General features: G+C 50.9%; 15 protein-coding genes and 1 pseudogene. 12 read left to right on the plus strand and 4 right to left on the minus strand.

Annotated features, from left to right (window positions below):
* Nucleotides 1–4 precede the first annotated feature (4 nt).
* From B3X29_RS18110 to catA, 5 genes are read left to right on the plus strand one after another with little or no spacing between them, the layout of a single operon-like run.
* Nucleotides 5–667 carry a 3-oxoacid CoA-transferase subunit B gene (locus B3X29_RS18110; RefSeq protein ID WP_159339491.1) on the plus strand — a complete coding sequence of 221 codons (663 nt, stop codon included), beginning with the start codon at nt 5–7 and terminating at the stop codon, nt 665–667.
* Nucleotides 668–1,435, plus strand: a complete 768-nt coding sequence (gene pcaD / locus B3X29_RS18115) for a 3-oxoadipate enol-lactonase (protein ID WP_159339490.1) — start codon at nt 668–670, stop codon at nt 1,433–1,435.
* Nucleotides 1,432–2,547, plus strand: coding sequence for a muconate/chloromuconate family cycloisomerase (locus tag B3X29_RS18120; protein WP_159339489.1), 1,116 nt, complete (start codon nt 1,432–1,434; stop codon nt 2,545–2,547). The genes pcaD and B3X29_RS18120 overlap by 4 nt, the downstream gene beginning before the upstream one ends.
* Nucleotides 2,548–2,559: 12 nt before the next feature.
* Nucleotides 2,560–2,847: a muconolactone Delta-isomerase gene (gene catC / locus B3X29_RS18125; protein ID WP_103179973.1), complete on the plus strand. Its 288-nt coding sequence runs from the start codon at nt 2,560–2,562 to the stop codon at nt 2,845–2,847.
* 32 nt (nt 2,848–2,879) lie between these two features.
* Nucleotides 2,880–3,806: a catechol 1,2-dioxygenase gene (gene catA / locus B3X29_RS18130; protein WP_159339488.1), complete on the plus strand. Its 927-nt coding sequence runs from the start codon at nt 2,880–2,882 to the stop codon at nt 3,804–3,806.
* 143 nt (nt 3,807–3,949) lie between these two features.
* Here catA and B3X29_RS18135 read toward each other — a convergent pair whose 3' ends face one another.
* On the minus strand, nt 3,950–4,972 hold the full coding sequence (locus B3X29_RS18135; RefSeq protein WP_159339487.1) for an NACHT domain-containing protein: 1,023 nt from the start codon (nt 4,970–4,972) through the stop codon (nt 3,950–3,952).
* A 1,354-nt stretch (nt 4,973–6,326) separates the two neighbouring features.
* Between B3X29_RS18135 and B3X29_RS18140 the strand changes: the two are divergent.
* The 3 genes and pseudogenes from B3X29_RS18140 to B3X29_RS18150 all read left to right on the plus strand — a co-directional run bounded on the left by B3X29_RS18140 (nt 6,327) and on the right by B3X29_RS18150 (nt 7,526).
* Nucleotides 6,327–6,808, plus strand: a pseudogene (locus tag B3X29_RS18140) (Hcp family type VI secretion system effector).
* Entirely contained in the window at nt 6,805–7,281 is a 477-nt protein-coding gene (locus B3X29_RS18145) for a DUF2778 domain-containing protein (RefSeq protein WP_159339486.1), read from the plus strand. Before B3X29_RS18140 ends, B3X29_RS18145 begins: the two are co-directional and overlap by 4 nt.
* A gap of 2 nt (nt 7,282–7,283) precedes the next feature.
* Nucleotides 7,284–7,526, plus strand: a complete 243-nt coding sequence (locus B3X29_RS18150) for a hypothetical protein (RefSeq protein WP_103179968.1) — start codon at nt 7,284–7,286, stop codon at nt 7,524–7,526.
* 55 nt (nt 7,527–7,581) lie between these two features.
* On the opposite strand, the gene B3X29_RS18155 is transcribed toward B3X29_RS18150, so the two are convergent.
* Nucleotides 7,582–8,037, minus strand: coding sequence for a hypothetical protein (locus B3X29_RS18155; protein WP_159339485.1), 456 nt, complete (start codon nt 8,035–8,037; stop codon nt 7,582–7,584).
* 394 nt (nt 8,038–8,431) lie between these two features.
* On the opposite strand from B3X29_RS18155, the gene B3X29_RS18160 reads away from it, so the two are divergent.
* The 3 genes from B3X29_RS18160 to B3X29_RS18170 all read left to right on the plus strand — a co-directional run bounded on the left by B3X29_RS18160 (nt 8,432) and on the right by B3X29_RS18170 (nt 10,673).
* A complete protein-coding gene (locus B3X29_RS18160) occupies nt 8,432–9,499 on the plus strand; it encodes an FUSC family protein (RefSeq protein WP_159339484.1) in 1,068 nt (355 codons plus the stop codon).
* 114 nt (nt 9,500–9,613) lie between these two features.
* Complete coding sequence (locus tag B3X29_RS18165) at nt 9,614–10,348, plus strand: AzlC family ABC transporter permease (RefSeq protein WP_103179965.1); 735 nt, start codon at nt 9,614–9,616, stop codon at nt 10,346–10,348.
* A 1-nt stretch (nt 10,349) separates the two neighbouring features.
* Nucleotides 10,350–10,673: an AzlD domain-containing protein gene (locus B3X29_RS18170; protein ID WP_103179964.1), complete on the plus strand. Its 324-nt coding sequence runs from the start codon at nt 10,350–10,352 to the stop codon at nt 10,671–10,673.
* A gap of 61 nt (nt 10,674–10,734) precedes the next feature.
* Here the strand turns inward: B3X29_RS18170 and B3X29_RS18175 are convergent, their stop codons facing one another.
* Complete coding sequence (locus tag B3X29_RS18175) at nt 10,735–10,953, minus strand: hypothetical protein (RefSeq protein WP_139156348.1); 219 nt, start codon at nt 10,951–10,953, stop codon at nt 10,735–10,737.
* Nucleotides 10,937–11,506, minus strand: a complete 570-nt coding sequence (locus B3X29_RS18180) for a hypothetical protein (RefSeq protein WP_156654677.1) — start codon at nt 11,504–11,506, stop codon at nt 10,937–10,939. The genes B3X29_RS18175 and B3X29_RS18180 overlap by 17 nt, the downstream gene beginning before the upstream one ends.
* 245 nt (nt 11,507–11,751) lie before the next feature.
* Here B3X29_RS18180 and B3X29_RS18185 point away from each other — a divergent pair, with 245 nt between their 5' ends.
* Nucleotides 11,752–12,153, plus strand: a complete 402-nt coding sequence (locus B3X29_RS18185) for a YybH family protein (RefSeq protein ID WP_103179963.1) — start codon at nt 11,752–11,754, stop codon at nt 12,151–12,153.
* Nucleotides 12,154–12,156: the final 3 nt, after the last annotated feature.

Consider the following 12,156-nt stretch of genomic DNA (forward strand, 5'->3'; position numbering starts at 1 on the left):
TCCCGTGAATAAACTGACCCATCAACAGCTGGCTGAACGTATTGCCCGCGACATCCCGGAAGGGGCCTACGTCAACCTCGGCATCGGCCTGCCGACGCGGATTGCCAACTATCTGCCTGCGGACCGCGAGATCTTCCTTCACAGCGAAAACGGCATTCTCGGGATGGGGCCTGCGCCGGAACCGGGCTGTGAAGATCCGGAGCTGATTAACGCCGGGAAACAGCCGGTGACGCTGCTTGCGGGCGGCTGCTATTTCCATCATGGCGACTCCTTCACCATGATGCGCGGCGGCCACCTGGATATCTGCGTGCTGGGGGCCTATCAGGTCTCCGAACGCGGGGATCTGGCGAACTGGAGCACCGGCGAGCCCTCTTCGATTCCCGCCGTCGGCGGGGCGATGGACCTGGCGATTGGCGCGAAGCGCGTCTATGTGATGACCGAACATCTGACCCGTCAGGGCGACTGCAAGATTGTCAAAACCTGCACCTATCCGCTGACCGGCATGGCCTGTATCGACCGCATCTACACCGACATGGCGGTGATGGATATCACAGCCGAAGGCATTGTGGTACGGGAACTGTTTGGCGACGTGACGCCGGAGTATCTCCAGTCCGTTACCCCGGTGGCGCTGACCTTTGCCCTGAACGCCGAAACCGAGGAGGCGTGAATGGAGCTTGAATATCGCCTCGACGGCCTGGAAGCGGCCCCGCTGCTGGTGCTCTCCAACTCGCTCGGCACCACCTGGGAGATGTGGCAGGGGCAGATGGCCGATTTTACCCGCCATTTTCGCGTGCTGCGCTACAACACCCGCGGGCATGGCCGCTCTCCGGTTTCGGCTGAGGGTATCACCCTCGACTCGCTGGGGCAGGACGTGATTGCCCTGCTCGATCATCTGGATATTGAACGCGCCTTTTTCTGCGGCATCTCGCTCGGTGGGATGACCGGGATGTGGCTCAACCGCCACGCCCCGTCGCGTTTTGATCGCATCGTGGTGGCGAACACCGCGGCAAAAATCGGCGAAGCGAAAGGCTGGCAGCAGCGCGCCGCAGCGGTGCGCCAGCAGGGGATGGCCCCGGTCGCCGGTACCGCGGCGGAACGCTGGTTCACCCCGGCATATCGCCAAAGCAATCCCGGCATGGTGAAGCTGCTGGTTGACGGTCTGGCCGACACCCCAGCCGAAGGTTACGCCGCCTGCTGCGAAGCGCTGGCAACGGCGGATCTCCGTGATGAGGTGGCGGCCATGCTGCGCCCAATGCTGGCTATCGCAGGGGAGGAAGATCCGGTCACCACGGTGCAGGACGCCCAGTGGATCGCGGCCCAGGCGAAGCAGACAGAATATGTGGCGTTACCCGCCTCGCACCTGTCGAACGTCGCCTGCCCGGACGCATTTAATCAGCAGGTGCTGACCTTTTTAACCCGCAGGAGCATGACATGACCCTCACCATAGAATCCCTGGCCTGCTGGCTGGTGGACATTCCCACCATCCGCCCGCACAAGCTGTCGATGGCCACCATGGGTTGCCAGACGCTCACCATCGTCCGGATGCAATGCGCGAACGGCGTTACCGGCTGGGGCGAAGCCACCACCATCGGCGGCATGAGCTACGGCCCGGAAAGCCCGGAGGCGATCAAATCCGCCATTGAAACCTATCTGGCCCCGCTGCTGTGCGGACAGTCATTTACTGGCGTGGCGGCGCTGGCCGACAGGATGAACGCCAGCGTGAAGGGCAACACTTTTGCCAAATCCGCCCTCGAAACCGCCTTCCTCGATGCCCAGGGCAAAGCGCTGGGGCTGCCGGTGAGTTCACTCCTGGGCGGGGCGCTTACCACGCGTCTGCCGGTGCTCTGGACCCTGGCGAGTGGCGACACCCAGAACGATATCGAAGAGGGTAAACGCCTGCTGGCAGAGGGGCGACACAACACCTTCAAGCTGAAAATCGGCGCCCGCGGGCTGGAGGTGGATGTCCGCCACGCCCTGGCGATCAAGGCCGCGCTGGGCGACGAGGTGAGCGTGCGGGTGGACGTCAACCAGGCCTGGGATCTGACCACTGCCATCAAAGGGATGACGCAGTTACAGGCGGGCGGGATCGACCTGGTGGAGCAGCCGATCCCGCTGTGGGATCGGCAAGGGCTTATTGCCCTCAGCCAGCGTTTTGCGGTGCCGATCCTCGCCGACGAAGCGGTGGCCACCAGCCATGATGGCTACGCCCTCGCGAGCGGCGGCTTTACCGGGGCGTATGCCCTGAAGATCGCCAAAGCGGGCGGCCCGGCGCAGGCCCTGAAGCTGGCGCACGTGGCGCAGGCGGCGGGCGTGGCGCTGTACGGCGGCACCATGCTGGAAGGGACACTCGGCACCGTCGCCTCGCTGCACGCCTGGTCCACGGTGAGGATGCAGTGGGGCACCGAGATGTTCGGCCCGCTGCTGCTGAAGGATGACATCGTGGTCCGTCCGCTGGATTTCAGCCAGGGAGAGGTGACGTTACCGCAGGGGCCGGGGTTAGGCATTGAGATCGACGAAGACAAGCTGCGCCATTACGCACGTCAATAAAAGGAAAACGCGATGCTTTTTAAAGTGGAAATGACCGTCAACATCCCGTCGTCGCTGCCTGCGGCAGAAGTTGAAGCGATCAAGGCGAAAGAGAAAGCCTACTCCCAGCGCTTACAGCGTGAAGGCAAGTGGCCGCACATCTGGCGCGTGGTCGGGCAGTACGCCAACGTCAGCATTTTCGATGTGGCGGACAACCAGGAGCTGCACGACATCCTGACCGCGCTGCCGCTCTACCCGTGGATGGAGATCAGCGTGCAGCCTCTGTGTACGCATCCCTCATCCATTCATCACTCGCAATAACAACAAACGTACCCTACAAAGAGGAATATGCAATGTCTGTGAATCCTGCGCATCAACCCGAACTGGAATCCTTACTCGCGATCAGCAGCGGCTTAAATTCCACCGGCGGTAACGATCGTCTCAAAAACATCATGCACCAGCTGCTGAGCGACCTGTGCAAAACCATTAAGCAGTTCGACGTGACTGATGAAGAGTTCTGGATTGCGGTGAATTACCTTAACGAGCTCGGCGGACGTCAGGAAGCGGCGCTGCTGGCGGCGGGACTGGGTCTGGAGCACTATCTCGATATGCGCGCCGACGAGAAAGAGGCAGCCTCCGGCAACGAGGTGGGCACCCCGCGCACCATCGAAGGGCCGCTGTATGTCGCCAACGCCCCGCTGAGCGAAGGCTTTGCCCGCATGGATGACGGGAAAGAGCAGGGCGAAACCCTATGGTTGCAGGGCCAGGTGACCGATCTGAACGGTAAGCCGGTGGCGGGCGCGATCGTGGATATCTGGCACGCCAACACCCTCGGCGGCTACTCGTTCTTCGACCCGTCCCAGAGCGAATATAACCTGCGCCGCCGCGTGCGCACCGGGGATGATGGCCGCTACGCCGTGCGCAGCATCGTGCCGTGCGGCTACGGCTGCCCACCGGATGGGCCGACACAGAAGCTGCTGACCGCGTTGGGGCGTCATGGTAATCGTCCGGCGCACGTACACTTTTTTGTGTCGGCACCGGGGTACAAGCACCTGACCACCCAGATCAACCTCAACGGGGATGAATACCTGTGGGATGACTTTGCATTTGCGACGAGGGCGGAGCTGATTGCGGATCCGGTGAAGATTACGGACCCGGCGGTAGCGCGGGCACGTGATCTCGGGGGGGAGCATACGGAAGTGAACTTTAACTTTACGCTGGTGGAAGCGGCGGAGAGCGGGGAAGAGGAGAGAGGGAAGCGAGCGCGGGTTAAGGAGTGAGTGCTGAGAGGTTGATAGGGCCGGGTCCGCGGTGAGCGGGCCCGTTTTATTTGACCACTCAACAAAAGATAACAGCCTTTATTATGCTGAGCATTAAAAAACTTACTGAACCCTTTTAAGTATAATATCTATCACTTCGCTCACTAAAAATTAAAATAATCCGTAGAGTTTAATGAGTCTTTTCTGTTATTAATTTTATCTACTGCTTTATTGTATCGTCGTCTAATGAGCACATCAATGCTTAGTCTTAGTGCTTCTAAGGCAATTGATTCTGGAAGTCTTTTAAAATCAAGAATTTTACGAATGCTTAACTTACACCAATCACCCTCTAAACTATTACCATTCTCTCTGATAAGACTTATTAATTCTTTATCAGTTAACTCTTTTTTCATAAAGTCAAGGGAGAATATAAATAAGTTTGAAAATAAACTTGGGTAGAAATCGGATTTATCGAAAGTGAAATTTGTTTTCTCTATTTCATAGCTTTCTTTATGACCAGCCTTGAAAGTAGTAAATTTGACGCGGATAAAGATATCATTCAAGAAAATCTCTTTAACAGAGGGCGGTATTACATAGTTGTCATTTTTGATATACTGAGAGGATAAAGATAAGAAATTAGTTATTGCTGGTATAAATCCATGCTCATGGAAGTTGTAATAGTCTAATTCTTCCAAGAAGAATAAGGTGTTATGAAATGTGGTATAAAAAGAATAATCGTTAAAACATTTTTTATAGAATGCTATTTTTTTATCATGTTGCAATGAAATGATAAAAGATGCGGCGAAGAATTCTTGAATTGACTTATGAATAAAGCGATACTCATTAAAGCCATCCTCAATAATCAAGTTAGTAATAGAAGATAACTCTCTTAATGTTTTCTCAGCTATAGATTTGTCCTCGTTGATATGCTTAAGTGCAATTGAGGCAAAGATTACTAGCTTTTCATGACTGAATCCATTTAAACCCTCCCTCAAGGAAATAAAACACAAACAATCAAAAAGTTCTCTATAGATGCGTCTATTATCATTCCAGTGGCGTTCTCTGTAGACTTTTCCTTTTATATTATCGTGTCTATGAAAAACAGTATTGAAAATATTTGAATAAAATTGTGATAATGTATTTGGTATATCTTCACCTACGTTATAACTTATACAAAATAAAACCACTAAAATTGGCGACTTTAATATGGAATATTTCTTTGTATGTAAAGGACTACGTTTTAATGCACCACATAGCTCATCACATTTTTCTTCATCAATGGCAGTTTTTTTTTATAATCCCAAAAATTTGTTGTTCAGTTAATTCGCACACTGAAAATGTTCTTAATTCTGACAGAGAGTCGATTTCAGTATCGGGTCTGCTTGTACAGATCACATGACAGTTGAAAGAATTAATGAAGCGTCTGATTTCATCAAGCAGATCTATTCTAAACTCTGGCTTAACCTCATCAAACGCATCAAGATATAACTTAACATTACTGTCTGCAAATAATTTTTTCAGCGCATACTCTGATATGTTAACTCCATAATGGCTTGCGATTTTGATATCGCGAGTTCGAGAGTTCCACCAGTATATTTTTTAGCTCATAGAAAACAGGGAGTCGACTATATTTTTTGCGTTATTAGATAATAATTTTCGTAATAGTATGGATTTTCCTTGGCCTGCTAATCCTTTTATTAATATAGATCTATCATTATCTAAAACTGTGGAATCGTTGACCTCTAATCTGCTCTGTGTACCTGATTGCATTATATCAATCGGAATATAAACGTCATCAACATGAAAAGATTTATCTTGAGAGATCAAGGTTTTTATTTCTAAATTCCTTTCACAATATTCTAAATAGTGATCTTTGAATCTCAGTATGTCTAAAAGTTCATGCTTTTTAGCTAAAAAATCGAAAACGGACGCTATTGTTTTTTTGCGACCTCATTAGCCGTTGAGGTCAACACCGTACTAGTAACTGCTCCCATAGACACTTTCAAACCTCAGTTTGGTGAATTGCAGTCTGCATTATATCAATAAAGTGTAACCATAACAGGTATTGTCCTTGCTCAAAATTAATCCAGTGCCATCTAACTTATGACGCTCATCACAGAAACGCTGCCAGAGGCATGAGTGATTAACAAGACAAAACGGTTAGCTTTAGGCAGCTGATGTTCAGCCTGCGGGAACGTAGTTTTAACATGATGAGTGTTGTTATAACATGTTAATTGTCTCGGTGTAGTACGATGTATTGTGTCTGCATATGGATGTGTTGTAACACTTACACTTTACTATTGGTGGTACTGCGCACAGTAAGCTTGAAGATACTGGTTTTGGTGCTAAGCAAAACATAATGAATAGATATTAACATTTATAAAATATATTATTTAAATAATACTCATAAGCTAGCCAATTACTTTGTCGAGGTTTTAGGTTTTTGACATTTGACAATCTACACAGTTAATTAATCTATATACCGTCGAAAATAACCATATTATAATTATGGTTTCTAAGGTCAAATGGAGATTAAAGATCATGGCTATTCCAGCTTACTTATGGCTTAAAGATGACGGTGGGGCAGATATTAAAGGTTCTGTAGATGTAAGGGCTCGAGAGGGCAGCATTGAGATTCATAGTTTCGCGCATGGTCTACATCTACCCACAGATAACATGACGGGTAAAATTACAGGAACTCGAGTGCATAGTGCATTAACCTTCGAAAAGGAATTCGATTCATCAAGTCCCTACTTGTACAAGGCAGTAGCGAAAGGCCAGACGCTAAAAAGTGCCGAATTTAAGTGGTATCACATCAACGATGCCGGGCAGGAAGTTGAATACTTCAATATGCTGCTGGAAGGTGTCAAAGTCGTCTCGGTCTGTCCTCTGATGCATAACTCAAAAATGCCAGCACCGAAAAACATAATCATCTTGAATCTGTTTCGCTCCGCTATGAAAAGATTACATGGAAGCACTGCGACGGAAATATCATTTTTACTGATGCGTGGAACGACCGATGATTCATTGTACCTTTCGGCTTAACGGCAATGCTTTGTCTAATCTGAGCTGTACGGGTATTGGTTTTTTCCCTGCGTATTCGGGTAATACAGGACAGCACCGGAATAATCCTGATTCAGTTGCCATAAAGGATATTGGTCCACTGCCGCCGGGTAAATATTATATTGTTGACCGGCCCCGTAGCTTAAGTACACGCGTAAAAGATGTTTTTGCAACGCAAGAGACGGGCCCTGATCACTCAATATGGTTCGCTCTGTATCGCGTAGATGGGAATATCGATGATCACACATTTATTGAACAAGTGGAAAGAGGGAACTTCAGACTTCATCCTGCAGGATATAAAGGGATCAGTAACGGCTGCATTACGCTTCCTTCTCGTTGTCATTTTGCAGTACTACGGGAAGCACTCCTAAGAACCCCTACAGTGATGGTATCCGCATCACTTAACGCTTACGGCACTATTCAGGTGTATTAACGATGACGCCAGCGAAACACGCAGGTTTATGGCTTATTCAATTCTTGTCATTTCTCGTGATTTTTTCAGCATTTTACCTGCTCCTGCCTGAAGTATATTTGTTCAAGCGCTTCAGCGATCGGTTTGGATTTATTACCGAGCAGGCGTGGAATGATTTATTCATGTTATCCGTTCTCACTGCGTCAGTAATCATCAATACACTATTGATTTTCACTGTCGCCAGGATGAAAGAAAGACACCTATAACCAGCACAAACCCGGTCTCACTGACCGGGTTATGTGCCCAGACGTTCAGCAGCGCTTAGTGCGCCGTAATATACCGCTCCTTCACAAACTCCGCCAACAACCACACCATATCATGCAGCAAATCTGTTAATTCCTTCGTTACGCCAGGCGGCAGAGTGCCTGCCAGCAGCGCCTCTGTTAACGCCAGCGCATAATCCACCTGTAACGCGGTTTCCTGCCAGCAATCCGGTACGCAGGAGGCGACTTTCTCCCCCACGATAAGCTGTGCGACCAGGTACGGCGGCAGATCGGCATCGCAGAGTTCTCGCAGCTGGCGAAGGCCATGCAGTAAACGCTCACAAAGCGCACTGAATATAGCTGCGTCGTCAGTTTCAACCAGCACGCTCACCAGTGCGGCGCAATGTTCGGCGGTCTCGAAGAGATCCGCATCAGCCGGAAAGGGCAGGGCGGTAAGTTGATGAATAACGCTTTCGTCAGATGGGGTATAATACAGATTAGAGAGAGTTGTCATGTCGTGTTCCTTTTTAAAAATCTCCTCACCATCCCATGAGTTCCTACGCTCATGAGTGGTAGCGCTGACGGAGGTAGGAATGCCGTACACGACAAAAACGGCCAGCCTCGCGGCTGCTCCGCCAGCGCCACCGTGATTTTAACGGGATGAGCGCTGTCGCGACAAAAAATATTGTCGTGTCGTGAAAGTACGGGTTCCTACGCCCGATTGCGGATGTGCCGCAACGCAGTCACTCTACGACGCCGATCCCCTGATAAAAAGAGTTAACCCCGAATTACATAAGGTTACTTGAGACTTTGCGAGGCGGCTTCCAGAAAGGTCATACCGGGTGATTTGCTTGCCCTGCGCGGATAACTACACTCCCTTTTAGCCACATAAATAGAGGGAGAAGATCGTGAACATCAGCTTTCATTCACCGACCGCTCAACTCAAAAATTGGCTAAGTCGTCTGGCTGCAGCAACGCTGAAAGAATTATTCGCAATTCAGGTCATCTCAGCCGTGTTGGTGTCGGTGCTGTTGTCCGATCTGGCGGGTTTTGATTACTCTGGCTGGGCAGCACTGAGTAGCTATGCGGTGATGAATAATTCAGTGAAGGCCTCCACGGTTCGGGCGTTTAACCGGGTGACAGGAACCGTGCTGGGCGGTGTGCTGGCACTCTTGCTTACCACGTATCTCGTCCAGGACTCGGCGTTTCTGGTCCTGTTCTGCGCAGTTGTCGGGGGCGTGGCGGTATGGCAAGCGGACATCTCCCGCTGGTCCTATTCCTGGGTGCTGGGGGCGGTCACATCCATGATGGTGATGGCTGAAGCGCAGAAGAACAGTGAGCTTCGTCATCTGTTACGTTTTACGTTTAACCGTATCGAAGAGGTGGTGTTGGGCTGCGTAGTTTGCATTGCGATTACTTTGCTCTTTTATCCGTTAAACCGGCGCAGACAGGTTGCACCGCCGCATCAGGAGAGTCACCCTGAGCCAGCTCATCGACCGCTATTGCCCCTGCAGGCCGGGATTACACTATTACTGGTGACGCCGATATTGCTCGTTTTCCAGCTGACGGGATTCTGGCAGGCGATGGTTTCAGTGCTGGCGGTCTTTATTCTTCCTGCCTCGACTCAGCCCCTACAACAGCAGATCGGCCAGCGAATGCAGCAACGTTTATACGGGTGCATTGCCGCTACATTGCTGAGTTTTATCCTTTTACCTCTCATGCATCATTATCCCCCGGTGTATATAGCAATACTGGTCGCGGGATTATGGCTGGGGTGTCATCTGCAACAGGGAAAATCTTCCATCAGTTATTTCGGACGTCAGTTTACTGTGGCCTGGATCATCGTTTTTATACAGGATACGTTATGGCTGGCCGAGCCGATCCAGGCCGTTATGCGCTGTGCCAGCATACTGATCGCCATTATTTTCATTGGCATTGTTATGGTGGTATTTCGCTCGCTAAAACTAAGCGTCTGAATTCTCTGGCTCCCACAACCTGAAGAAATTTCACGGCTAAGCGGGATTTTACTATAGCGTTTGCTGTTGATTCTTAAGATAGTTATTGAGCTAAGTAATATAAGGGAAGAAACGATGTTGATGAAGATAAATACCGGACATCCCGCGTCCGTCACGGACGAATTTCGGGCCGGTATTGCTGCCTGTCTCCCCACCATTGCAGGCTACTGGAGCATTGGCTTTGCGGCGGGGGCGATAGGCACGCTCTCCGGGTTTACCACCGGGCAAATCGCGCTGTTGGCGAGCGCCCTCTACGCCGGTTCGGCGCAGTTCCTGTTTTACTCACTCTGGGCCGCAGGGGCGGAAATGGCCTCCGTGGTGCTGAGCGTGCTGCTGGTCAACCTGCGCTACCTGCTGATGAGCTCCTCCATGAGCGTTTTTTTTCGTGACTACACCACATTGCAGAAAGTGGTCAGCGGGCTGTTGCTGACCGACGAAACCTTTGGCGTGGCGGTGCAGCGCGCCAGCCCGCAGGGCAAAATCAGCTACCCCTGGATGCTGGGGCTGAATATTACCGCCTGGCTGAACTGGATCATCGCCTGTGTGGCCGGAGCATGGCTGGCAACCACGCTGCCCGCCTCGCTGATGGAGGGGCTGGGCTTCAGCCTGGTGTCGATGTTTATCGGCCTGATCCTGATGATGTGGTTTGCCAGCCGCAGGAAGATCCTCGAAACCATCAATATTGTCGTCGCGGTGGCGATCACACTGCTGACTGCCGGGAGTAGCTCGCTCAGTCTGGTGGTCATTCTGGCCGCATCCCTTGCCGCCACGCTGGCGACGCTGCTGTTACGCGCCCGGAAAGGAAAATAAGATGGAAAGAAATATTCTGCTGGCGATCCTCGCCTCGGCGCTGGTCACTGCCCTGATGCGTACCGTGCCGGTTTTGCTGTTATCCCGCTTTCGGCTGCCGGAGGTGTTGCTGCAGTGGCTGAGCTTTATCCCCACCGCCATCATGGCCGCCCTGGTTGCCGCCGAACTGATGAGTAAACCTGCAATGACAGATTCGGGGATCAGCATCTCGCTGCTGGCGGCGGCGTTTGCCACTCTGGTGGGCATTCTTACCCGCGGACTCTTTGCCACGGTGATCGCGGGAGTGGTAGCGTTTTGCGCGGCGGGGTATTTTTTAGGCACTTAATCTGCAAAAAATAAGGCCCGATTGTTGGGCCTGTTGCTGGAAGCTACGCTCAGATGTCGGGTTATTCTCGCCCAGATGATGCATTTAGTTTTTTGCGAAGCAGGGTGGCAGAAGATCGTTTTTTAACTGCAGCCAGTTCGGCTTTAAGATCGTGAATATATGCCTCTGCACTGATGCCATGAGTGTGCAACTCCGCAGATGCTAATGCCTGAAATACTCTCTTTTCCCTGTCACCAGGGGCAAGAAGCGCGGAATGTTCGTGCTTATTGCAATACGACATAGCAGGCTCTCCCTTCTGTAACTCTCTTGTAGGCATGGACATCTCCCTGTATCAGTGGTCGCGGCGTTCTTTTTGGCAACCCTGTGTGCGGATTGTAGCGCGGTACATTTTTTAACCCAAGCAGAACGTCATAGATCTCTTCCAGAGAGGTGCGGCGCCCCTTATCCACCACGCCTCCAGAAGCCGCCTGAAAAACAAATCCCCCGATGTGAAGTTTCTCTGCGTGAGCGATTAAGGCCAGGGAAACTGATTGCAAAACAACAGCGCTGCCTAATCCTTTGAATTTAATATGACGAAAATCAGCCAGGCCCCCCATACCGTCGAAAGTATCAAAACAGACTTCTGCCATTCCATTGATCGGGAATGGAATGGCTGGCGGCATTTCATATCCGATCCGAGTAAATGTCGCTTCATCTAACAGACTGCCCACAATCACGGTATATACCTCGTGACCAGCAACAAAGACGTAGCTGTGATGAACCCGATGATCGTAGACGAATCTTTTTCTCCTCATACCATAATCGTCAAGAAAAACCTCTTCTTCTATACGCACTTATTGCTCCCTGCATACAACGCCTGATAGTTCCCTGGCACAATGGCAAATGTGCCGCAATGCGGTCACTTTATGACCGTGATTGAAGTATGAAAACCCACAACCGGGTATTACATGGATTTACTTTTGGCTTTGCGAGACCTCTTCCAGAAAGGCCAGCCGGGCACTTTCGCTTGCCCGGCCAACACTTTGCGCCGACGGGTGATACAGTGAATAGAGGCAATCACTGAACAGGGAGTATGCACATGTACGAACACCCGCTTCGCAATATCATTAAGGCGTGTGACAGGGCGATCTTAGCCAAAGATTTTGATTCGCTGATGGAGCACTACGCCGACGACGCCGCGCTGGTGGTTAAGCCCGGTATGATCGTTAAAGGTAAAGACAATATCCGCAGCGCCTTTATTTCCATTTCTGATTATTTCCAGGATCAGCTCGTTGTGAAGCAGGGCGATATCCAGATCATTGAAGGCGGAGGAGATGCGCTGGTGATCATGGAATCCCAGCTTTTTTACCCGGATGAACAGGGCGCTACAACAGAGATCACCCGGCGTGCAACCTATGTATTCCGTCTGGAAAATGACCGCTGGCTGTGCACCATCGACAATTCCTACGGAACGTCAGTGTTAGATGCTGAACCCACCTGACCT

The organism is Leclercia sp. UBA5076 (assembly GCF_002416465.1).
Lineage (GTDB): Bacteria > Pseudomonadota > Gammaproteobacteria > Enterobacterales > Enterobacteriaceae > Enterobacter.

Excerpts from the sequence above, each read along its gene's own strand:
- B3X29_RS18145 (WP_159339486.1), top strand. The coding sequence starts at position 6,805 with ATGATTCATTGTACCTTTCGGCTTAACGGCAATGCTTTGTCTAATCTG.
- pcaD (WP_159339490.1), top strand. The coding sequence starts at position 668 with ATGGAGCTTGAATATCGCCTCGACGGCCTGGAAGCGGCCCCGCTGCTG.
- B3X29_RS18120 (WP_159339489.1), top strand. The coding sequence starts at position 1,432 with ATGACCCTCACCATAGAATCCCTGGCCTGCTGGCTGGTGGACATTCCC.
- B3X29_RS18185 (WP_103179963.1), top strand. The coding sequence starts at position 11,752 with ATGTACGAACACCCGCTTCGCAATATCATTAAGGCGTGTGACAGGGCG.
- B3X29_RS18150 (WP_103179968.1), top strand. The coding sequence starts at position 7,284 with ATGACGCCAGCGAAACACGCAGGTTTATGGCTTATTCAATTCTTGTCA.
- catA (WP_159339488.1), top strand. The coding sequence starts at position 2,880 with ATGTCTGTGAATCCTGCGCATCAACCCGAACTGGAATCCTTACTCGCG.
- catC (WP_103179973.1), top strand. The coding sequence starts at position 2,560 with ATGCTTTTTAAAGTGGAAATGACCGTCAACATCCCGTCGTCGCTGCCT.
- B3X29_RS18165 (WP_103179965.1), top strand. The coding sequence starts at position 9,614 with ATGTTGATGAAGATAAATACCGGACATCCCGCGTCCGTCACGGACGAA.
- B3X29_RS18155 (WP_159339485.1), bottom strand. The coding sequence starts at position 8,037 with ATGACAACTCTCTCTAATCTGTATTATACCCCATCTGACGAAAGCGTT.
- B3X29_RS18175 (WP_139156348.1), bottom strand. The coding sequence starts at position 10,953 with ATGTCGTATTGCAATAAGCACGAACATTCCGCGCTTCTTGCCCCTGGT.
- B3X29_RS18170 (WP_103179964.1), top strand. The coding sequence starts at position 10,350 with ATGGAAAGAAATATTCTGCTGGCGATCCTCGCCTCGGCGCTGGTCACT.